This window comes from Sporolactobacillus sp. CQH2019, assembly GCF_028765345.1.
Lineage (GTDB): Bacteria > Bacillota > Bacilli > Bacillales > Sporolactobacillaceae > Sporolactobacillus.
This window is the reverse complement of sequence record NZ_JARAJZ010000011.1, coordinates 146324-167923: the sequence shown is the minus strand read 5'-3', so window position 1 is coordinate 167923 and position 21600 is coordinate 146324. Positions and strand designations below refer to the sequence as shown.

The following is a 21600-nucleotide window of genomic DNA, read 5'->3' as shown; positions in this document are numbered from 1 at the left end:
AACAATAAAGTAAACTGCCGGTTTACTTTATTGTTCACTAAATTCTTCTTTCTGTCAATATTGTGAGGAACGTCGTAACATGTCGAATATGGTCATATCCGTCCCGTATTATTATGGTATAATTTGAGTAACAAATAGTAACCGGAAACCCTGCTGCGTTCGATTTTGTTCACGACAAAAGAAAGCACGGGCGGGCCGTGCCTTCTCTAATTGCGATTATCTGATTAATTGCTCGTATTTATTCAGTAACTTGTCAAGGCGGCGGCTCATGTGCTGGATTTTCGGGGAAGACAGCGGCTCTTTAATGGCGGTAAGGACAAGGCGGTCGCGCAATTTTTCGATTTTTTTACTGAGATCCTTCCTGTTCATCGGCTCGCCTCCATATTCTGTTTAAGTTATATTCAAATACCCGTTCATTTAAAAAATAAAACAAACGATGTCGGTTTTTCTGAATGACTGTCCCGGGCCTCTGTCATGAGTTCCGGCGCCGTTTCATTTGTGAAACTTGACTCGGTATTCTTTCGTATGACATATTGATGCAAAAGAGAGGTTAAGATGGAACAGAAGGAGAAACGGCTGATCAGGAGGGTTAAAAAAGGCGATCATCAGGCCTTTGCAGAACTCGTCGACAGATATAAAAACAGTGTGTTTGCGATTTGTCTGAGAATGGTCGGCAATCGCCAGGAAGCTGAAGATCTGTCTCAGGAAACATTTATCCGGGCATACAAACATATTGATCAATTTGACAATAACCGCAGCTTTTCCACGTGGATCTTTCGCATCGCAACCAACCTCTCAATTGATTCATTGAGGAGGAAGAAACCGAGTGTCTCGCTTGACGCCGAAATACCGGGTGCTGACGGGATTGTACTGAAAGAATTGTTGAGCGGCGGGGAAATATTGCCCGATGAACGGATCATCCGTGCCGAGATGGAGAAAATTATTCAGCACGAGATCAGCCTTCTCCCTGAAAAGTATCGATCGGCCGTCATTCTGAAATATATTGAGGATCTCAGCCTGAAAGAAATAAGTGAAATTATGGGTATTCCTGTCGGAACGGTGAAAACAAGAATTCATCGCGGCCGTGAAATGCTGAGAAAAAATATGACTGCTTTCAGAGGTGAAAAAAATGGCGAGCGGTGAACATAAAAAATATGTCTCTTTGATGAATAAAGTATTGGACGGCGAAGCGACGAAAGAAGAACAATGTTTGCTTGACGCCCACCTCGCCGGCTGCAGCAGCTGCCGTGATCATTTTAATGAGCTGAGGCAGTATGCAAATTTGCTCAACCAGCTGGTCCACCCACAGGTGCCGATAAATTTTACGAAAAATGTTCTTGATAAACTTCCCGCCGATCATCGTCATGCGGTTCGGAATTGGGCGGCCCGCCATCCGTTGTATACAGGGATGGCAATCTGTGCGCTTCCGATGTCGCTCATGATGATTGCAGCGAGGCGTCAGGCCTCCGATCGGGAAAAAAGCGGAAACGGTCAGTTTATACTGCTTAAAATGCCCGGTGACCGTTCCTGATACGAATAAAAGGCCGGCAATACATCGGTTCCGGCTGATTTGCTGCCCTGAAACGAAGGGCTTTTCATTTTTTTATGGATTATGGCATAAACTATGAAAATGTACTGAACAGGCGGCAGCCGTTGAAATGCCCGCGAAGACAATCTATGCTATGATGGGCGGTACAATGGCACTCGGCACGGGATCGGGATCGCGGGATTATTGGATAATGAAAATGAGCGGCTGTTTGGAGGATGAAAGCCATGTCTTGGTTGGCCCATTTTAACATTTTAAACTATTTGACGGATATCATTGATATCTTGATCGTCACCTATCTGATCTATAAAGTCATCCTGATTATCCGGGGCACAAAGGCCGTTCAGCTTGCGAAAGGTATATTGGTTATCGTCGGTGTCTGGTTTCTGAGCAGCCTGTTTCAGCTGAAGACGCTCGAATGGATCCTGAACAATGCGATTACATACGGCCTGTTTGCGATTATTGTTATTTTTCAGCCTGAACTGCGGCGCGTGCTCGAACAGCTTGGCCGGGGACGGCTTTTTTCCCGGGGGACGGTTGTTGAAGAACAGCATAAACAGATGATCGACGCCATTGTCAAGGCGTCTTCATATATGGCCAAGCGCCGGATCGGGGCGCTGATGTCCATAGAACGGAAAACGGGGCTGAATGAGTATATTGAAACGGGCATCCCTCTACATGGGAATCTGACTTCCCAGCTGCTGATTAATATTTTTATCCCGAACACGCCGCTTCATGACGGTGCGGTTATTATCCGGGGAAATGAAGTAGCGGCGGCAGCCTGTTATCTGCCGCTCTCTGAAAGTCCGTTCATCTCGAAAGAACTTGGGACAAGGCATCGTGCGGCAATGGGGGTCAGCGAGGTCACCGACTCTCTCACCGTGGTTGTATCGGAGGAAACAGGCGGCATTACGGTCACAAAAAACGGCGAAATGTTCCGCGACATTTCTGAAGAACGGCTGACGGAAATCCTGCAGACTGAACTAAACAAATCTGAAAAGAACACAGGTTCTTTAAGATGGAATTGGAGAGGGAAGCATAATGGATAAACTGCTGCGCAAAAACTGGCTCGTCAAGATTATTTCCTTTGTTATAGCGCTGATGCTTTATGCCATTGTGAATGCGGGGCAGACGCCTTCTTCAACGCCGTCCAGCGTCATTACAAATCAGACGCAGCAGATGATGATTACGGAAGGGCTGGATGTCCGCTATAATTCAAATCAATATGTGGTCAGCGGCGCTCCGCGGTCCGTAAACCTCCGTCTGAACGGATCAAACGATCTCATTTTGAAAGCGAAGCTGCTGACGATGAAAAGCGCTTTCATTGATCTGACGAATATGAAATCCGGCACTTATGACGTACAGGTTCAGACACAGGGCTTCCCGACCGGCCTGAAAGTGACGCCTGTCCCGTCATCTGTACGGGTCACCATACAGAAAAAGACCAGCAAGGAGCTTCCGGTAGCCGTCGACATATTGGACAAGAGTAAGGTCGGCGCCGGCTTGCTTGTCGGCGACCCGGTGATTGATCCAAGAGCCGTGACCGTAACCGGCGGAGAGGATACAGTTAATTCCATCGCATTTATCAAAGGGGTTGTCAGTGTCAAAAATGCCAGTGCAACAGTTGACAGAATGATTACGCTGCATGCATATGATAGTACCGGCAAAGAGGTCGATGTATCCATTGAACCGTCTGCCGTTCACGTGCAGGTGCCGGTCACACGGGTGTCCAAACAATTGAGCATTCAGGCGGTAACGACCGGCACGCCTGCATCGGGCTATTCAGTCGGCTCGATTGATCTGTCGGCGAATACAGTCAATGTGATTGCGCCCGACGAGAATACGCTGAGCACGATCACAGGCATTTCACCGCTTTCCGTTTCCGTCGACGGGCTGTCGGGCGATAAAACATTTTCAGTAGATGTACCGGTTCCGTCCGGCGCGACCCGGGTTTCGCCCGCGAAGGTCGACGTGACGGTGCATATTGTAAAATCATCTTCATCAACAGGCAGCGGCAGCAGCGCCAGCTCGGCTTTCAGTTCAAGCGGGCAATACGGGTCAAAAAATTTTCAATCGATTCCCCTTACGATGACGGGGCTTAGTTCCGGCCGAAATGCAACGTTCACTTCGGCGAATCACGTCGATGTTTCAGTTACGGGGAATTCTCAGGACCTCAATAATCTAACGGCAAAAGATATACAGGCGAGTGTCGATCTCAGCGGACTGGGTACGGGCCGGCATCAGGTAACGGTCGACGTGACCGTTCCGAACGGACTGAGTGCCCATGCATCTCCCGGAAGCGTCGGTGTCAGCATCAGCTAGGACGTGCCGGTTACCAATGCGAGCCAATCGTTTGCCGGCAAATCAGGTTTTCTTGGAGGATTTTTCAAAATAGAGACGAATTTGGACGAGTGGAAAGATAGGAGCGATCAAAATGGCAAAGTATTTTGGTACAGACGGAGTAAGGGGTATCGCGAATCAGGATCTGACACCCGAACTGGCTTTCAGGCTCGGACGGACGGGCGGCTATGCTCTGACGAAAACGACGGAGCACCCGAAGGTCCTGGTCGGGCGCGATACGAGGATTTCGGGCTATATGCTTGAGGGAGCTCTGATTGCCGGATTACTGTCGATCGGCGTCGAAGTGATGCGTCTCGGCGTCATCTCGACTCCGGGCGTAGCCTACCTGACGAAAGCGATGGATGCCAGCGCGGGCATTATGATTTCGGCTTCGCACAATCCGGTGGCCGACAACGGCATCAAATTTTTCGGCAGCGACGGTTTTAAGCTGAGCGACGAAGTAGAGGAAACCATCGAAATGCTTCTCGCAAAAAATACAGACGATCTGCCGCGGCCGATCGGCACTGATCTCGGTACCGCCGGCGACTATTTTGAAGGAAGCCAGAAATACCTGCAGTTCCTGAAGGACACGATTCAGGATGACGATTTCTCAGGCTTAAGCCTGGGGCTCGACTGTGCCAACGGATCGACCAGTGCACTCGCCCCGCATTTGTTCGCCGATCTTGAAACGGATATTGTGCCGATCGGCACATCGCCGAACGGGAAGAACATTAATGACGGAGTCGGCTCGACACACCCGGATGCGCTTGCGGCGCTCGTCGTAGAGAAAGGGCTTGACTGCGGCCTGGCCTTTGACGGCGATGGTGACCGTTTGATTGCGGTCGATGAGCTTGGAAACATCGTTGACGGAGATAAAATTATGTATATCTGTGCCACTTATTTAAAGTCGAAGGGTCAATTAAGCAAAAATACGCTCGTGACGACGGTCATGAGCAATCTGGGCCTGTATAAAGCCCTGGAAGCGGCAAAGATTGAAACGAAGCAGACAAAAGTCGGCGACCGCTATGTCATGGAGGAAATGCGGGCGGGCGGCTATGCGCTGGGCGGCGAGCAGTCCGGACATATTATTTTTCTCAATCATTCGACGACGGGCGACGGCATGCTGTCCGCACTGCAGCTCGTCAGCATCATGAAGGCGACGGGGAAAAAGCTGTCCGAACTGGCCGCCGATATCAGGACCTATCCCCAGAAACTGGTAAACATGCGGGTGGCCGATAAATTTCATGTTACTGATAATCCGGCGGTCGGCCAGGCCATTCGTGAAGTAGAGGCGGAAATGGCCGGTGACGGCCGTGTTCTCGTCCGCCCGTCCGGGACCGAATCGCTTGTGCGGATCATGGCGGAGGCGCCGACCGAAGAAGCATGCAGCGCGTACGTTGCACGCATCGCCCAGACTGTCGAAAAAGAGATCGGCGGTAAGATTCAGGACTGATTTCTGATTTTATAATATATGGGTATGTCCGGCCGGCACGGAGAATAACCGATCTGAATAATTTAAAGTATGCAAAGCAAGCGAGAGGATCCGGCCGGCGGATAGCAAATATGCTTTCTTGCCGGGGGAGACGCCCGCGGGAAAGTCTGTTGACAGATATATTTTTTTTAAGTAGAATTTCTGTGCGGCCGATTGGCCGAAAGGTTTGACTCAAGAAGGAAAGAGAGGGCGGATGAACTGAATATAAAGCGCCTGGACTATTCCCGGAAATGATGAGCAGTCGGAATAGTTGACGAGGAAGAGGTTTATCGAAAGACTCGGCGGATGCCTCTCGGAAACAGCCTGCACCGTTAATCCGTGTACAAAACAGAGAGGCAACTTTCTGGACAGAGGCCGGACAGCAGGCATTTATGACAATAAAAAAACAAGTGGGGCAAGACTGCCCCGGAATGCTTTCTTGCCTCACATGGAGGGGAACCCAATGTGTGGTATCGTTGGTTATATTGGCAATAAGGATGCACGCGACATTTTATTGAACGGGCTCAGCAATCTGGAATATCGCGGCTATGATTCGGCAGGCATTGCACTCCAGACTGCAGGCAGCGTCCATGTTTTCAAAGAAAAAGGCCGGATCGCGGCGCTTCGGACCATTGTTGACCCGTCCATTCAGGCCACTCAGGGCATCGGACACACACGCTGGGCGACGCACGGCGAACCGAGCCGGCGCAACGCCCACCCGCATCAGAGCGCTTCCGGACGGTTTACCATCGTTCACAACGGCGTCATCGAGAACTATGCGCAGTTGCGCGACCGTTATCTCGGAGGAGTCTCTCTGAAAAGCGATACGGACACGGAAGTCGTTGTTCAGCTGATCGAACATTTTGTCGACGGCGGCCTTGAGGTGGAAGAAGCCCTGCGGAAAACGCTGAAGCTGATCGACGGTTCCTACGGCATTGCGATGCTTGATGCGGAAAACAGCGATCTCATTTATGTCGGGAAAAACAAAAGTCCGCTTCTGATCGGCGCAGGCGACGGATTCAATGTTGTGGCGAGTGACGCAACGGCGATGATTCAGCAGACCAAGCGTTATGTCGAACTGATGGATGAAGAAATTGTCCTGCTGTCGCGGAACGGATATGTGATTAAGGATCTTGACGGCCATGTGAAAACCCGCGATCCGTACACCGTTTCATTTGATGCCCGCGATACGGAAAAAGGCGCCTACCCGTATTACATGCTGAAGGAAATTGATGAACAGCCGGCTGTGCTGAGAAAGCTGCTTCAGAAATACCGGGGGAAAAACGGATCGATTACGATCGATCCGGCCATTACCCGGGCGATTAACGAAGCGGACCGGCTTTACATTATTGCCTGCGGCACGAGCTATCATGCCGGCCTGGTGGGCAGGCAGCTGATCGAGCAGGTCGCTCAGATTCCGACCGAAGTGCATATTTCAAGCGAATTTTCCTACAATATGCCGCTTCTCTCAAAAAAACCGCTGTTCATCTTCATCTCACAGAGCGGCGAGACGGCCGACAGCCGTGCGGTGCTTGTCAAAGTCAAGAAACTCGGCTATCCGACGCTGACGCTGACCAATGTCGAAGGTTCGACGCTTTACCGTGAAGCGGATTACAAGATGCTGCTTTTCGCCGGACCGGAAATAGCCGTTGCATCGACGAAGGCTTACACGGCCCAGATGGCGGTTCTGTCTTTCATTGCGGTTGCCGCGGCAGAGAGCCGGGGAATCGTTCTTGATTTCGATCCGGTTCACGAGCTGAGTCTCGTTGCCCAGGCGATGGAGCGGATGATCGATGAAAAGGCGCTGCTGCAGGCGGTTGCCCGTGATTATCTGTCGGTGACGCGCAACGCTTTTTATATCGGACGCGGCCTTGATTATTACGTCTGCATGGAGGCGGCCCTGAAGCTGAAGGAAATTTCCTACATTCAGGCCGAAGGCTTCGCCGGCGGCGAGCTCAAACACGGCACAATCGCCCTGATCGAGAACAGCACGCCGGTTCTTGCCTTTGCCACTCAGGAGAGCGTCAATAACAGCATCCGCAACAATGTCGAAGAAGTCGCGGCCCGCGGCGCCCACACCGCCGTCATCAGCATGGAGGGCGTGACCGCCCGGCCCGGCGACAAAATCGTGCTTCCTAAAGTGCACAAATCCTTTACACCGCTTGTTTCAGCCATTCCGCTGCAGCTGATCGCCTATTACGCAGCCCTGCAGCACGAATGCGATGTCGACAAACCAAGAAACCTCGCCAAATCGGTCACGGTGGAATAATAAAAAAATGAGAAATAGAAATATATAATATTTATTGCATCGGACAAAAAAGCTGTTTACTGAGACTGTTACTATGAGTGAATCATAGCAGCAGTTTTTTTCTGTTCAGAGGGTGATTGTTTACCGAAGCGAACGAATCAATGGGCGGAAGATAAAATTGCACGATATTGCGCTGAGAATCGAGACGGCGGTGGATTAACAAATTATAAGCCACGGTAGACAATGCAAAACATTTCATCACCCAGTCAGGTTCATCGAATCAAAGGCTGGATTATGCAGCGCATTCATCATTTGCTGTCCGACCTCGAGAATATACGCCATGGGGGCGGAACCCATTGGCAGGCCGGGATGACCGGAATTAGCCATTGTCAATGGCATCAATAGATAATGTACGTATAGTATCTATGGATAGTTGCACAATAGCTTTTGCCCTAGCAAGTCTTCCTCGTATAATAAGTTTCGAAGTTAATAGTCATCCCTGTTCAGCTTAGGTACTGCGTGATATCCTCTAGTTGTTCATTGAAATGGATCCAACGGGTTTAGGCTTTTCCCTCCTGTAGTCTTTCTACGTAATTAGTCTGCTGCCCGTGCAGCTGCCGGATATGCTGACGCATAAGATGTAGCGGTTGCGAGCTCAACTCATCGGGGGCAGGATGAGTTGGGCCTTTCGGTCTTTGTCTACTGATCGCGAGGTGGCGTTCATGCAGCTGTAATTAGGGGACATCACAGAGTATCCGAGCTTATGCCATCAAGGAGCTTGTGTTAAAACTCAGCTCAGCCACTCCCTATAAACGTGGGTGATCGGCATGGAGTCCACGTCCATTTACAGTTTTCACCCAACGATATTCTTTCATGAAGACGCGGAGTTGAAGGTGCTGCCTTTGGACGCCGCATCACCGATAATCAGTAAGGTCCGCCTCTTTATCGATTTCAGATATTTGGAAATTTTAAGACTTAGATTAGTGTTGTCCCTTTTTGAAACATCAGTTAAAAGTTAAAAAATAAATCCTATTTAGAACTTGACTTAATACCACAAGACTAACTGCAGCCTTTTATTTTGAAGATTCTTTTTCTGTTAGAATTGAGTATCCCAGTGACTTGATATCTTTATTAAATCCTTTGACTGTATCCAATGAAACTTCTTCCAGAGGTTTTCCGACTTTCTTTAGCTTCGTAATGATTTCCGGTGTGCAGGTAATGATATCCACGCCTAGACGATCAGCTTCGTAAACGTTAAACAGTTCACGGGAGCTTGCCCAAAGCAAGTTGGCACCCTTCTTGGATTGACAAATAGCAACTGCTTTCTTCATGTAAGGAATCGGATCTTGTCCGGTATCAGCAATACGACCGGCAAAAACAGAGACAATGTTTTCTACGTTAGGATTTAGAGCAGCTACTGCATCTTCCACTTGATCGACGGTCAAGAGCGCGGTGATGTTCAGCGAATAGCCCTTGTCCTCTAACTTTTTAATCAGCGGAATGGACGATTCTCCTTTGGTGTTGGTAATTGGAATTTTGATGAATACATTTTTGCCGAAGGAGTGGATTTTTTCCGCTTCTTTTTCCATCGTTTCAAAATCATCGGCAAATACTTCAAAAGATAGCGGCAGATCTGGAATTTTTTCAACGACTTCTTTAGAAAATGCCATATAGTCTTTTACACCTGCTTTTTTCATCAGACTCGGATTTGTGGTAAATCCACTAACAAAGCCAGATTCATAAGCAGCGATCATGTCCTCAATTACTGCACCGTCCGCATAGATCTCGACATTAACATTTAACTTCCCCATCTACTTATCTCTCCTTTTTTGGTCACTAGAAAACCCACGATTGATTTCATCGAGGGTTTTTAGTTACTCAGTAATTGATATTAGTTGAAAGCTCGGTCCCATTTGAAGCAATCACACCTCTGTACCAAACGAACGACTTTTTCCGGGATCGCGCCAGCGTACCGTGGCCTTCATCATCCAAATCGACATAGATGAATCCATAGCGCTTCGACATCTCACCGGTCGAGGCACTGACCAGATCGATGCAGCCCCATGGCGTATAGCCCATCACATCAACACCGTCTTCATTGACCGCAGCGGCCATAGCTTCGATGTGCTTGCGCAGGTAGTCGATCCGATAGTCGTCATTGATGCTGCCGTCAGCTTCGACCTTATCCTTGGCGCCCAGGCCGTTTTCAACAACGAAGAGCGGTATCTGATAACGATCATAGAGTTCGTTCAGGCCAATACGCAGACCGATCGGGTCGATCTGCCAACCCCATTCGCTGGCTTCTAGGAACGGGTTCTTTACACCACCGAGCATGTTGCCGCCAGTCTTGTCCGAGTTGTCTGATGTCACGTCGACGGCGTTGCTCATGTAGTAACTGAAACCGATGTAATCGACTGGATACTTTTTGATCCAAGCGAGGTCGTCGTCCGTGATTTCGAGCCGGCTTTCGTCAACATGATACTGCTTGTAAAGGCGCTTGGTGTATGTCGGATACTGGCCGCGCACCTGAACGTCAGCACAGAAGAAGTTGAAGGCCTGCTGACTTTGCAAGGTCGCCAGCTGATTGACCGGGTTCGCGTCGATACTGTACGCCGTCGCGTAAAGAATCATGCAGCCGATCTTTAGGTCCGGATCCAGTTCATGGCCGATCTTGACGGTCTTGCTGCTGGCCACGAATTGATTGTTGAAAGCCTGAAAAATATTAGTTGAATCATCCCCGCCATTTGCCTGAACTAAGCCTTGGCTCATTGCCGGGAAGTGGAAGGCGGAGTTGATCTCATTAAAGGTCATCCAATATTTCACCTTGGATGCATAGCGGGTCAGGACCGTTTTTGCGAAGCACTCAAAGAAATCTATGAGCTTCCGGTTCTTCCAGCCGCCGTATTCTTTAGCCAGCTTCAGCGGCATCTCATAATGAGAGATGGTGATCACCGGTTCGATATCGTACTTCAGGCACTCGTCGATGAGGCTGTCATAGAATGCCAGACCTTTTTCATTTGGTTCGGTCTCATCGCCGTTCGGGAAGATACGAGTCCAGGCGATCGAGAAGCGGTAGCACTTGAAGCCCATCTCCGCGAACAGCGCGATGTCTTCCTTGTAATGGTCATAGTGATCGATACCTTCGTGGTTTGGATAGTCGTATTTGCTCTCATCGATAGTCCAGTCAAAATCTGGGCTTTTCAGTAAATTGAGCCGTTTTTTGCCACCGGGATAGGCATCGTCGATTGATAAGCCTTTCCCGTCGCGGTCATATGCGCCTTCAAGTTGATTGGCAGCGGTCGCGCCGCCCCATAAGAATCCATCTGGAAAGGTGCTCATGTTTAAACTCCTTCCGTTGTCTGTAATTGTGTAATTACTTTCCGCCAATGGCCCGCTCGTTGCTCGGCAAGGTCTGTTGAGATTTCTGGCGAGTATCTTTCGGTGTGGGTTTCTTTAGTCGGAAATGAATCAAAACCGTTCAATGCTGCCCCAACACCGCTCAGTTCTTGGACAGGTGAAATGATAACCTGGCGTTGTGCAATGTCTGCAAGGAACTGCATCAAGTAATGGTTGCAAATCATTCCACCGTCAACGTGGATGATCGGCTCGAGATCTGGAGACTGATCTTGAAGTAATTGAACGATATCGGCGATCTGAAAAACAACAGCATCAAGACTGGCTCGGACTAATTCATTCTTTCCAGTCAGCATTGTCATGCCGACAAAAGCCGCTTTCATTTCTGGCCTATTATACGGTGCCGCCAGTCCGCTGAAGGCTGGGACAAGACAGGTGGTGTCGTTTGGATCTGCCGCCTGCGCCATGCAATCAGTCTCAGCTGGGTCGCCAATGATCGCCAGGTTATTTTTTAGCCAGGTTATCACTGCCCCAGAATAATTCACGTTACCTTCCAGGACATAGGTGGTCTGACCACGCTTGCGCCATGCAATTGAAGTGTTAAGGCCCGTTTCGGAGCGTATCTTCTCTTCGCCAGTATTTAACATGATTGAACTACCGGTTCCAAAGGTCACCTTAAATTGGCCAGGCGAGTGACAGCCTTCTGCGTAAAGGGCGGCTTGAGAATCTCCCAGAACGCTAGTGATTGGAATCGAATGATTGAGTTCACCGAAAAGATCAGTCTTTCCAAAGATACCATCAGAATCAATGATTTGGGGTAGCTCGTTCTGGTCAATGCCGAATAAATCACAAAGAGATTGATCCCATGTCCCTGTATTCAAATCCATCAATTGCGTCCTGCAAGCATTGCTTGGCTCTGTCTTGAAAGAATCTCCATTGGTCAAGACACTAACTAGCCAACTATCAATCGTCCCGAAACAAAGATCTCCTCGACTCTGGGCAGTCCGTACCATAGCGTTGTGTATAAGCAGCCAGGCAAACTTGGCGCCCGTAAAGTAGGGTGATAAATTTAGGCCTGTCTTCATCTTGATCGTTCCTGATTCAGGTTTAGCAACCAACTCATCCACTAGTTCTTTCGCGCGGTTATCTTGCCAGACAATGGCCAAAGCGAGCGGCTCTCCGGAACTTCTTGACCAAGCAGCTGCTGTCTCACGCTGATTGCTGATAGCAACACTGGTGACAGTCGCTCCCTTAGCATGAGCTAAAGCTAGATGAACCAATGCCTTAAGGTTTGCCTGAATTTCAGTAAGGTCGTGGCTGATCCAGCCCTCTGGACTGATCAATTGGCGGTGAGTTCGTGTGGTTTTGTACTTGATGGTTCCCTTGTGATCGATCAGCAATACTTTGGTTCCTTGGGTGCTTTGATCGATTGCAAGCGTCAATTCAGTCATGTTTTCCACCTACTTCATCCAATCCGAAATCCTTCGTGTAAGCGATTGGGCATCCATTCCATAATAAGCAAACACTTCATCTTGAGTACCGGCAATTACTAGTTCATCGGGAAACCCGACAATCTGGATTGGGGCATGTTGGTGCGAGGCTAAAGATTCCGCTACTGCTGAACCAATGCCACCATATATGCTGTGTTCTTCAATGGTCACGATCAGATCCACCTGAGTGGCTACGCGACTCAATAAACGATGATCGAGCGGTTTTAAGGAAACCAGATCGACAACTTTGGCATGGATGCCTTGCTGATTGAGCATCTTAGCAGTATCAACTGCTATGCTGAGGGTCTCCCCCATTGCAACCAGCGCAACATCATGGCCATGATCGAACAAGATATTAGCTTGGCCCGGCCTTGAAAAGGCACGTTTTTCATTGTCGTAGATGTTGGGTAGCGCCCTTTTCCCGATTCGCACATAAGCTGGCCGATCAGATTGGACCAGATACTGCATTAAACCACGCGTTTGTGCTTGATCTGCTGGCATGTACACTTCTAAATCTGGTATCGCTCGTGTAATCGCCAGATCTTGAAGAGAATGATGCGTGGCACCTAAGACACTGTAAGAGTTGCCGCCGGAGATGCCAATCAGTTTGACGTTACTATTTGAATAAGCCACGTCGACTTTGACTTGTTCTATACTGCGCATTGTCAAAAAAGCTGCCGGAGAGAATACAAAAGGTCGTTTGCCGCTATGAGCAAGACCAGCTGCTACGGTCACGGCGTTTTGCTCGGCGATCCCCATTTCGATTAGTTGTTTTGGCCGTTCCTTGGCAAATGGCGTCAACGAAGCTGAACCGCGAGAATCACTGGTTACCGCTAAAAGATTATGATCACGACTCGCAGCAGTAATCATTTCGTCACAAATCACTTCACCAATCTTTGCTTGATTCATCATTTTTCCAAACCTCCGATCACTGCTTCCAGCTCTTGAACGCCCTGTTTATACTGGGCTTCGTCAGGCACTCGATGATGCCACCCTGCCTGATTTTCCGCAAAGCTGATCCCTTTGCCTTTTACTGTATCGGCTAGAATAAGTCTTGGTTTGCCGGTTTCGTTAGGGACAGTTAAAGCATCGACCAACGCCGTCATGTCATTCCCATCGATTTCCGTGACTGAAAATCCGAAAGCCTCATACTTATCGGCTAATGGTTCGCTGTTCATAACGTCGGTGGTTGGGCCACTGATCTGCAGTCGGTTGTGGTCAATGATTGCGGTCAGATTATCAAGTTGATAGTTGCCAGCAGCCATCGCAGCTTCCCAGACTGACCCCTCGGCTTGTTCACCATCCCCCATCAAGGTATAGACATGGTAGTCTCGCTTATCCAGCTTTCCTGCAACTGCGATTCCGACACTTAGACCCAGCCCATGTCCCAGTGATCCAGTGTTCATTTCAATCCCGTTGATATGATTGGTTGGATGACCGATATAAGGAGAATCAAACTGTGAGTACCGAAATAAGTCGCTTTTTGGGAAGTACCCCCGGTCTGCCAAGACGTTGTATAAGATCTCGACTGCATGACCTTTTGATTGAATGTAACGATCTCGATCAGGATCACTGAATGTTTTTGGAGTTTGATTCAGCACGCCGTAGTACAACGCAACCAAAATATCAGTGCAAGAAAGATCGCTGCCTGTATGACCGGTCTTAGCTTGAAAAATCATATTCCAAGTTGCTAACCTCATCTGTGCAGCTTTTAACTTCAAGGATTGAATATCTAGTGATGCCTTTTCATTGATCAACTTGATCACCTCCCATTATTTCACGATGCTCTTAATGTCACCGCGCAAATAAGCTTTGACATCATCTTCGATCGGATCATAAAAATCTGGTGAAATATCCAAATATTTGCATGCTTCATATAAAATTGGCACAACGTCTGACCGCACTGCGGCAATGTGATGAATGTATGGGCCATAAACCAGCTTGGTCTCAAAGCGGTTCAAATTGACAAATTGTAGCCAGAGATACGTACCTTGTTCGTATGGTCCGTCACAAGTTTTCGCGTTACCCAGCAGCAGTGAGTAGTTTCCATTGTCTCCATCAAAGCGGCAGAGCGTATATGTGCCGTCTTTGGCCTGAAAGCCAACACTGCCCGGATAGTCAAAGACGAAGTGAGATTTCGGAAGCTTCGGTTTGTTCCTTGCTGTCGAATACGGAAAAACGCCCAGATGTTGGAGCAATTCCCCATTTGGATTTTCAGGATGTCGGCAATTGACATCGGCGAAAACCGCACGTTCCTGACCCATCGTCGCGGCCTCGACAAGAAGCTCTGAGATCACACCATGGATGTCTGTCTCGCAGGTGACCGGCGTGCCTTCATCTTGCAACAAGGATTCAGAAGCATAAGGCAGAATCCCGATCTCGTCTTGAAGTGCGGTCCAGCACTGGATGGCACCTGCATTACAACCGTATTCTTTCATCTTTCGGCTCAAGGCAACCTTTAATGATGATACCATATTCAAATCCTTATCACTTATTTCCACATCGGCAATCGACCGCAGTTTTTGCTCTGTCTCAGCGATCTCAGAGTCATTGTTTGATTGCAATTCATGAATTTTTTCAACAAGCTCTGTCAGAGGTATTGGCGATAATGAGATGTTAAATCGTTCCAATAACTCTCCTTCATTGACCATAGTTGACCAGAAGTCAAAAGGCCGGGGGCCGACCTGCAAGATACGAGTTTCTTTGAAGGTCTTCACGACATTGCAAACTTTGATGAAATCCAGAACACCTTGTTCAAATTTTGAATCCCCGATATCAGCATTGACCAAGTAAGTAAATGGTACCTTGAATCGTCTAAGAACTTTCCCGATTGCAAACAAACCGCACTGTGTGTCCCGCAAACGGGAACCGTCAGTTGCTGGTGCTTCGTCTTTTGGTCCCCAAAGCAAAACCGGTACATCAAATTGTTTAGCTAGACGTGCGCATTCATATTCCGTTCCAAAGTTTTCATTGGCCAAAAATAAACCGTCGATGCCTGCTTTTTTGAATTTGGCGGCAATTTTTTTCATCCCCGCATCGTCATATAACAAGCCGTCCTCGTTAATGTCTTTGATATCAACAAAATCAACATCCATGGCATTTAGTTTATTTCGGGTAAGGTCAGCGAATTCGATCGCCGCGTCTGCAGAAAAAATATTTCGACGGGTGGGAGCAAAGCCAAGCTTGATCTTGTCAGTCATCATGATTCCTCCTAAACTTTATTATTTAGTTTACAAAACTATTGTATTTGTTTATTTAGCTTAACACAAGATGTTTTGCAAAATTCGTCTTAATTTAGTATTATTCTAGTTGCAATAAGCGGAGGGATGAGTATGAGATTGAAAATGAGCGACATCGCCAGGATGGCCAACGTATCAAAGTCGGCTGTTTCGCTGGCAATCAATGGCAAGCCCGGGATCAGTGAAGAAACTCGGAACAAAATCATCAGCATCATTACAGAACAAGGATACACTCCACTCCGTAAGACGCGCCGCACCCCTGACAACACGATCGGGGAAGTCACGTTTTTGGTCGTGACAACCAGTGGAGTCGTTCAAGACAATTATCGTAGTCTTCCCTTTTTCAATAGCTTGATCTCCGCCCTATCGGCCACTGTAAGCCAGATGAATAGCAGCCTCCGTACCATGACCATTCAAGGGAACCAGTTGCCTAAAAAGCTTGATGAGGTCGCTGCAGCCAGCAATAGCGGTGTACTCGTACTAGGAACGGATCTGACGCGGGAACAAACACTGATGATCAAGCGACGGTTGCAAAAAGTGGTCTTTCTCGACACTTACTTTGAAGATGTTGTTGCTGATTTCGTCACGATGGACAATTATCAAGGCGCCCGATTGGCAGGAAAATATATGCTGGATCAGGGGTATCGAAATATCGGCTATTTTGCTTCCGATAAACCCATGTCGAACTTCAACGAGCGACGGCGCGGGTTCCGGGAGGCACTTCTGGAAGCTGGTGTCATTGTGGCCAATCAGCATTTCTATCTTGTTCCCCCCACCAACGTAGATCCAAAGGGGTTAAATCTCAACGCGTTGGGTGATGATATGCCTGAAGCCATTTTTTGCGAAGATGACTACATTGCGATCCGTCTGATCAAAGCCGCTCAAAAAGCTGGTTTAAATATTCCAAGAGACTTGGCGGTAATGGGCTTTGATGACATTCAAGAAGCACGCCTGATCTCGCCTGAACTTTCAACCATCCACGTTGAAATTGAGCAAATCGCCGATCAGGCCTTGCATCAGTTGCTCAAACAGCAATCCAATGCAGCTTGGTATCCACAAAAAACGTTGATTGCAACGACTTTGGTAAAACGCGAGTCCTTGTAACCAGCTCATTGCCACAATATTTAAAAAAGAGGGGTCAGCGGCCTCTCTTTTTAGTTTATTAATTGTTTAGTAAAATTAGATTGACTAGAGCAAAATAGTGTGTTAATTTTAAGTCGATCAAGAAAGCGAATACATGAATTACAAATTGTTTTTTGTCAAAATCGACTTGGAGGTGACAATTATGCTCACAGTAGAAAGAACCAATTTTGTAAAAGATGGAAAACCTTTCTTCTATCTTGCAGACACCTGCTGGAGCGCCTTTACGAACATCACGTTGGATGAATGGAACTACTATCTAGATTTCCGAGCAGCCCAAGGATTTAATGCGGTTCAGATCAACATTCTCAGACAATGGGATGCCAGTGGCTCAGATCTTGGTTATGAACCCTTCCCCGTCACCCACGAGGGAAATCAATACAATTATGATTTTAGCCAGTTAAATGAAGAATATTTCGATAGGGCCGATCTAATGTTGCAGATGGTGCGAGACCATGACATGATTCCAGCTCTGGTATTGCTCTGGGCAAACTACGTTCCGGGTACATGGGCGAGTGCTCTTGCTCTGAATAATCAGATCCCCTATAAGGACATCGGACAGTACGCATCCTACGTAACAAAGCGGTTCAAGAAATTCCAGCCAATCTACTTTGTCAGCGGCGACGCTGACTTTCCGACTGACGAAACTGTTCGTTATTATTCAAAAGCTTTCAAAGTAGTAAAAGAGAATGACCCTTCAGCAATATATTCTTTTCACATCAAAGGTCGATTCATCGATCTTCCCGAAGAATTTTTAAATAGTGTCGATTTTTTCAGCTATCAATCAGGCCACAATCTTGACGGACAGGCGACCGCTTATCAGATTCCTGTTCAATTACGCGAAAAAGGTTTTGCTGGTCCCATTGTCAACGCCGAACCATGTTATGAAAACATTAGCTATAGTCGCAACAAATATGGCCGATATTCTGCTCGCGATGTAAGAAAGGCATCCTGGAGTTCCATATTGTCGGGGGCTGACGCCGGTCTCACTTATGGTGCGCATGGGATCTGGAGCTGGCATAGGCATGGACAGTCATTTGGCATCGTCGAAGGTGAAGGCTTTCTAACTCCTTTCGATTGGCGTGATGCCTTGCACTTTAAGGGCGCTAATGACATTTCATTTTTAAAAGAAACCGTCAGTAGCCTTTTTGAGGGGAGTGAGATCATTCCGGTATCCCAAAATGTCAACGATGAGCCAAGTATTCGAGTAGCTTCAAACAGAGAAAAAGCGCTGTTCGTTATCTATGTACCAACTAATGCCACCCTCAAGTTGAATAACTTAGGGATCGATTCAGCTCACTATTGCGCACAGAGTGTGGATCTTCAAACGCGCCAGATTTCAAATCTCAGTTTCAAAGATGAGTCGGTGTTGAATATGAGCAGAGCAGAAGCAGACTCACTTATTATTCTCAGCAAAATAAAGGAGGTAAATTAGCCATGGACGACCAAAAACTTGCAAATAAGATTCTGGAGGATGTCGGCGGCAAGCAAAACGTTCGAAGTTTGATCCACTGTGTCACCCGTTTGAGGTTTCGCTTAAAGGACAAGTCGAAAGCCAAAACCGATGAGATCAAAAATCTTGACGGAGTTATGACTGTAGTTCAAAGCGGTGGCCAGTACCAAGTGGTTATTGGTGATAATGTTACAAACATCTTTGATAAGATCACCCCGCATCTTGACACTGCAGCAGTAGAGGCAGAGCAAAGCACTGAATCAGACCAGCCAAAAGAAAAAACATCTTTCTTCAATTCTGCAGTTCAGCTATTGTCTTCCCTTTTCACGCCGATTTTAGGTCCTTTAGCTGCAGCGGGTATTTTGAAGGGCTTCTTAGTCCTCTTGACGCTTACTCACGCTTTGACCGAAAAGTCTGGCACATACATGATCCTTTACGCAACTGCCGATGCCCTCTTCTATTTTCTACCTGTGTTACTTGGCTTTTCTGCGGCAAAGGTCTTCAAGACAAATCAGTACATGGGGGCAATCGTCGGATGTGCTTTGGTCTATCCAACAATGGTAGCAGCTTACAACGCAGGCACACACCTGACATTTCTCGGAATCCCAGTTGTTTTAATGAGCTATGCACAAACCCTTATTCCTATCATTGCTGCGGTGTATTTCCTCTCCGTCGTGGATAAGATACTGAATCGAATTGTACCAAAAGCTTTGAAATTGATTTTTGTTCCACTGCTGAGTTTAGTGATCGTGGTTCCGGTCGCTTACCTTGTTGTTGGTCCTGTCACAAGTATACTTAGTCAATGGCTTGCCGATGCCGTTTTGGCTATCTATGGAGTCTTCCCAGCACTGGCAGGTTTCCTGCTTGCCGGTATTTGGCAGGGTGCTGTTCTTCTTGGCTTGCACTGGGCATTCATCCCTATCTTCTTAAACAACATTGCTACGAAGGGATTTGATCCGATCAACGCTATGCTGTATTGCACAGTCTTTGGGCAAGTTGGTGCAGCATTGGCAATGTTCATTAAGGCGAAGGATAGAAAATTCAAAGAATTGTCGCTCACTGCCGTCATTTCGGGCTTTCTTGGGATCACTGAGCCTATTATTTACGGTGTTACTATTCCACACAAAAAATCATTTGTAATGGCTTCCATCGGATCCGCCTTTGGTGGTGCCATAGCCGGTTGGGCAGGCGCTAAAATGTATGGTGGCTTTGCAACTGGTGGTGTCTTCGGGATTCCGATGTTCATCAATAAGTCCGGTATTAATTCTGAGTTCATCGGGTTCGTACTTTCCTTGGTCATAGCCTTCTCTGTGGCTTTGGTACTTACCCTGATTACGGTTCCAAGTGTAAAAGCAAAGGAACCTGCTGCTGAGAAACCAAAGGTGAATATTGATGAGGATATTTCTATCGATTCACCAGTTGCCGGCACAGTTGAAGCACTTCAAAAGGTCAATGATGAGGTTTTCTCAAAGGGTCTCATGGGGCCGGGCGTCGCAATCGTACCTTCTAAAGGTGAAGTGGTTGCTCCATTTGATGGAACTGTGGTCTCTGTCTTTCCTACTAAACATGCGATCGGCCTTCGTTCGGATTCAGGAGTAGAACTTCTCATTCACATTGGATTGGACACTGTTGAACTCAAGGGTACCCCGTTTGATATGCATGTTCAGGCCCAAGATAAAATAAAGAAAGGACAGCTCCTGGAAAACATCGACATTGATGCAATACAAAAATCGGGCTACGACCCAACAGTCATCGTTGTTGTTACGAACCAAAAGGATCTTGGAGAGGTTAACATAAAAGAAGATTCAGGTAATCTCGAAGCTGGCACACAGTTGCTTATCGTCACGCCAAGAGCGCAATTAGCGCTGAATCCGATTAACGTCTGAAAATTCGGATCAGGTTCAATTGTTCCATCGTGGTTCGTTCTGTACGGCGTAGACATTTATACCGATAACCGAGTCTGATTCCTTTTAAATCAAGGAATTCAGGCTTTTTTGCCAAAACGCGATATAATTATACCATGTTTTGGAGGGATACAGATGTCATGGGTCCATTTGAAGAACAAAAAACACGGCATCACTTATGTATATGAATCGGTATTGGAATAAAGGAAAAAAACAGACACGGAGTCGTCGGAAATGCATCGGCAAACTGGACCCGGTAACGGGCGAATTCATTCCGTCCAAAAAATATGCCGATGGCCTGAAAGAGATCATCAGCTAAAAAAACAAGAAACACGATCCGATACCGTCGACATCTTATCAGCGCCGTTTTTTGGGGGCGACCTGCCTGTTTGACGCCATCAGCGCCGAACTTGGAATCACAGATGACTCGGCCCAATGCTTTCCAGAATCGTACCAACAGATTCTCTCCCCAGCCTATTATCTGGCTCTGGAGGATCGCAATCCGATGAGTCGTTTTCCCCCGTTGGGTGAAGACCCATGTGCATCCTTATGAGAAAAATCTGCCCTCCCAGAGAAATAGTGAACTGCTTGGATCCATCACTGAGAACGCCAAACACCATTTTTTCTTCTCCAAAGCAAACGGCGCGTCCCTGAAGAGTTTTGGCTTACGATACAACCTCCGTTTTGTCCTATTCCAAAGTGCTGAAACAGGTCAAGTACGGAAAAAAACAAGGATCATAATCCGTTGCCGCAGATCAGCCTGGCGCTCCTTTACGGGGAAATCTCCAGTCTGCCGGTAGCCTATCGCAAGATGCCGGGAAAATCAACTTTTATAATGATTTTAGAACTTATTACAATTTTTAATAGCTATTTTTAAACAACTTTATTTAATAACGGGAAAGTTAAACAGTAAAGTATTGCGGGTTGGGAACTCCGAAATTAAACAACTTTATTTGTATTTATCAATATATAATATTTATTGCATCGGACAAAAAAGTTGTCTACTGAGACTGTTACTATGAGTGAATCATAGCAGCAGTTTTTTTCTGTTCAGAGGGTGATTGTTTACCGAAGCGAACGAATCAATGGGCGGAAGATAAAATTGCACGATATTGCGCTGAGAATCGAGACGGCGGTGGATTAACAAATTATAAGCATGGTTAAACCTGACAATTTCATATCCCAGTATTAATCAAAGAAGAGGGGTCATTATTTCAACCGGCCGAATTTTGTACCGAGTTTCTCTTTCGGCTTTTCGGATCAATTTTAGTGGCTTTACATGGTGAATCAACGAAACCTGCCATCCACCATGAGGCGATTCCCTTGCTGCTGTAACAGCGCGTTCCCTACCTTATCCATAGGGCATGAAGGACAATAGTTTTACGGCTTTCCGGAAAGTTTTCGCGCCTTTGCAT

At 47.3% G+C, this 21600-nt stretch carries 16 protein-coding genes and 2 pseudogenes; 10 read left to right on the top strand and 8 right to left on the bottom strand.

The window, feature by feature from the left end:
* Positions 1-216: 216 nt before the first annotated feature.
* On the bottom strand, positions 217-369 hold the full coding sequence (locus tag OYT88_RS15765; protein ID WP_274401296.1) for an aspartyl-phosphate phosphatase Spo0E family protein: 153 nt from the start codon (positions 367-369) through the stop codon (positions 217-219).
* A 186-nt stretch (positions 370-555) separates the two neighbouring features.
* Between OYT88_RS15765 and sigW the strand changes: the two genes are divergently transcribed.
* From sigW to glmS, 6 genes are all read left to right on the top strand, one after another.
* Positions 556-1143, top strand: coding sequence for an RNA polymerase sigma factor SigW (gene sigW, locus OYT88_RS15760; RefSeq protein ID WP_274401295.1), 588 nt, complete (start codon positions 556-558; stop codon positions 1141-1143).
* Complete coding sequence (locus tag OYT88_RS15755; protein WP_274401294.1) at positions 1130-1531, top strand: anti-sigma factor family protein; 402 nt, start codon at positions 1130-1132, stop codon at positions 1529-1531. The genes sigW and OYT88_RS15755 overlap by 14 nt, the downstream gene beginning before the upstream one ends.
* A gap of 242 nt (positions 1532-1773) precedes the next feature.
* Positions 1774-2595 (top strand): diadenylate cyclase CdaA, encoded by an 822-nt coding sequence (gene cdaA, locus OYT88_RS15750; protein ID WP_274401293.1) that lies wholly within the window; start codon positions 1774-1776, stop codon positions 2593-2595.
* Positions 2588-3868 carry a CdaR family protein gene (locus OYT88_RS15745; RefSeq protein WP_274401292.1) on the top strand — a complete coding sequence of 427 codons (1281 nt, stop codon included), beginning with the start codon at positions 2588-2590 and terminating at the stop codon, positions 3866-3868. Before cdaA ends, OYT88_RS15745 begins: the two co-directional genes overlap by 8 nt.
* A gap of 112 nt (positions 3869-3980) precedes the next feature.
* Positions 3981-5339, top strand: a complete 1359-nt coding sequence (gene glmM, locus OYT88_RS15740) for a phosphoglucosamine mutase (RefSeq protein ID WP_274401291.1) — start codon at positions 3981-3983, stop codon at positions 5337-5339.
* A 481-nt stretch (positions 5340-5820) separates the two neighbouring features.
* Positions 5821-7626 carry a glutamine--fructose-6-phosphate transaminase (isomerizing) gene (glmS, locus tag OYT88_RS15735; RefSeq protein WP_274401290.1) on the top strand — a complete coding sequence of 602 codons (1806 nt, stop codon included), beginning with the start codon at positions 5821-5823 and terminating at the stop codon, positions 7624-7626.
* A 264-nt stretch (positions 7627-7890) separates the two neighbouring features.
* On the opposite strand, the pseudogene OYT88_RS21095 reads toward glmS, so the two are convergent.
* The 7 genes and pseudogenes from OYT88_RS21095 to OYT88_RS15705 all read right to left on the bottom strand — a co-directional run.
* Positions 7891-8047 (bottom strand): annotated as a pseudogene (locus tag OYT88_RS21095) (thiamine pyrophosphate-binding protein); the annotation flags it as partial.
* A gap of 631 nt (positions 8048-8678) precedes the next feature.
* Positions 8679-9416: a transaldolase gene (locus OYT88_RS15730; protein ID WP_274401289.1), complete on the bottom strand. Its 738-nt coding sequence runs from the start codon at positions 9414-9416 to the stop codon at positions 8679-8681.
* 67 nt (positions 9417-9483) lie between these two features.
* Positions 9484-10944, bottom strand: coding sequence for a 6-phospho-beta-glucosidase/6-phospho-beta-galactosidase (locus OYT88_RS15725; RefSeq protein ID WP_274401288.1), 1461 nt, complete (start codon positions 10942-10944; stop codon positions 9484-9486).
* A gap of 2 nt (positions 10945-10946) precedes the next feature.
* Positions 10947-12410, bottom strand: a complete 1464-nt coding sequence (locus tag OYT88_RS15720; protein ID WP_274401287.1) for an FGGY-family carbohydrate kinase — start codon at positions 12408-12410, stop codon at positions 10947-10949.
* Between the two features lie 9 nt (positions 12411-12419).
* On the bottom strand, positions 12420-13361 hold the full coding sequence (locus OYT88_RS15715; protein ID WP_443029765.1) for a transketolase family protein: 942 nt from the start codon (positions 13359-13361) through the stop codon (positions 12420-12422).
* Positions 13358-14179 carry a transketolase gene (locus tag OYT88_RS15710; RefSeq protein WP_274401325.1) on the bottom strand — a complete coding sequence of 274 codons (822 nt, stop codon included), beginning with the start codon at positions 14177-14179 and terminating at the stop codon, positions 13358-13360. Before OYT88_RS15710 ends, OYT88_RS15715 begins: the two co-directional genes overlap by 4 nt.
* A 42-nt stretch (positions 14180-14221) precedes the next feature.
* Positions 14222-15652: an L-fucose/L-arabinose isomerase family protein gene (locus OYT88_RS15705; RefSeq protein ID WP_338000560.1), complete on the bottom strand. Its 1431-nt coding sequence runs from the start codon at positions 15650-15652 to the stop codon at positions 14222-14224.
* 129 nt (positions 15653-15781) lie between these two features.
* Here OYT88_RS15705 and OYT88_RS15700 point away from each other — a divergent pair, with 129 nt between their 5' ends.
* The 4 genes and pseudogenes from OYT88_RS15700 to OYT88_RS20980 all read left to right on the top strand — a co-directional run.
* Positions 15782-16792 (top strand): LacI family DNA-binding transcriptional regulator, encoded by a 1011-nt coding sequence (locus tag OYT88_RS15700; protein WP_274401285.1) that lies wholly within the window; start codon positions 15782-15784, stop codon positions 16790-16792.
* A gap of 181 nt (positions 16793-16973) precedes the next feature.
* On the top strand, positions 16974-18263 hold the full coding sequence (locus OYT88_RS15695; RefSeq protein WP_274401284.1) for a glycoside hydrolase family 140 protein: 1290 nt from the start codon (positions 16974-16976) through the stop codon (positions 18261-18263).
* Between the two features lie 2 nt (positions 18264-18265).
* Positions 18266-20167, top strand: coding sequence for a beta-glucoside-specific PTS transporter subunit IIABC (locus tag OYT88_RS15690; RefSeq protein ID WP_274401283.1), 1902 nt, complete (start codon positions 18266-18268; stop codon positions 20165-20167).
* A gap of 153 nt (positions 20168-20320) precedes the next feature.
* Positions 20321-21005: pseudogene (locus tag OYT88_RS20980) on the top strand (IS1634 family transposase); the annotation flags it as partial.
* Positions 21006-21600 lie beyond the last annotated feature (595 nt).

Coding starts and splice junctions, on each gene's coding strand:
- OYT88_RS15755 (WP_274401294.1), top strand. CDS start 1,130: ATGGCGAGCGGTGAACATAAAAAATATGTCTCTTTGATGAATAAAGTA.
- OYT88_RS15715 (WP_443029765.1), bottom strand. CDS start 13,361: ATGATGAATCAAGCAAAGATTGGTGAAGTGATTTGTGACGAAATGATT.
- OYT88_RS15765 (WP_274401296.1), bottom strand. CDS start 369: ATGAACAGGAAGGATCTCAGTAAAAAAATCGAAAAATTGCGCGACCGC.
- OYT88_RS15700 (WP_274401285.1), top strand. CDS start 15,782: ATGAGATTGAAAATGAGCGACATCGCCAGGATGGCCAACGTATCAAAG.
- sigW (WP_274401295.1), top strand. CDS start 556: ATGGAACAGAAGGAGAAACGGCTGATCAGGAGGGTTAAAAAAGGCGAT.
- OYT88_RS15690 (WP_274401283.1), top strand. CDS start 18,266: ATGGACGACCAAAAACTTGCAAATAAGATTCTGGAGGATGTCGGCGGC.
- OYT88_RS15695 (WP_274401284.1), top strand. CDS start 16,974: ATGCTCACAGTAGAAAGAACCAATTTTGTAAAAGATGGAAAACCTTTC.
- cdaA (WP_274401293.1), top strand. CDS start 1,774: ATGTCTTGGTTGGCCCATTTTAACATTTTAAACTATTTGACGGATATC.
- glmM (WP_274401291.1), top strand. CDS start 3,981: ATGGCAAAGTATTTTGGTACAGACGGAGTAAGGGGTATCGCGAATCAG.
- OYT88_RS15705 (WP_338000560.1), bottom strand. CDS start 15,652: ATGATGACTGACAAGATCAAGCTTGGCTTTGCTCCCACCCGTCGAAAT.
- OYT88_RS15730 (WP_274401289.1), bottom strand. CDS start 9,416: ATGGGGAAGTTAAATGTTAATGTCGAGATCTATGCGGACGGTGCAGTA.
- OYT88_RS15725 (WP_274401288.1), bottom strand. CDS start 10,944: ATGAGCACCTTTCCAGATGGATTCTTATGGGGCGGCGCGACCGCTGCC.
- OYT88_RS15745 (WP_274401292.1), top strand. CDS start 2,588: ATGGATAAACTGCTGCGCAAAAACTGGCTCGTCAAGATTATTTCCTTT.
- glmS (WP_274401290.1), top strand. CDS start 5,821: ATGTGTGGTATCGTTGGTTATATTGGCAATAAGGATGCACGCGACATT.
- OYT88_RS15720 (WP_274401287.1), bottom strand. CDS start 12,410: ATGACTGAATTGACGCTTGCAATCGATCAAAGCACCCAAGGAACCAAA.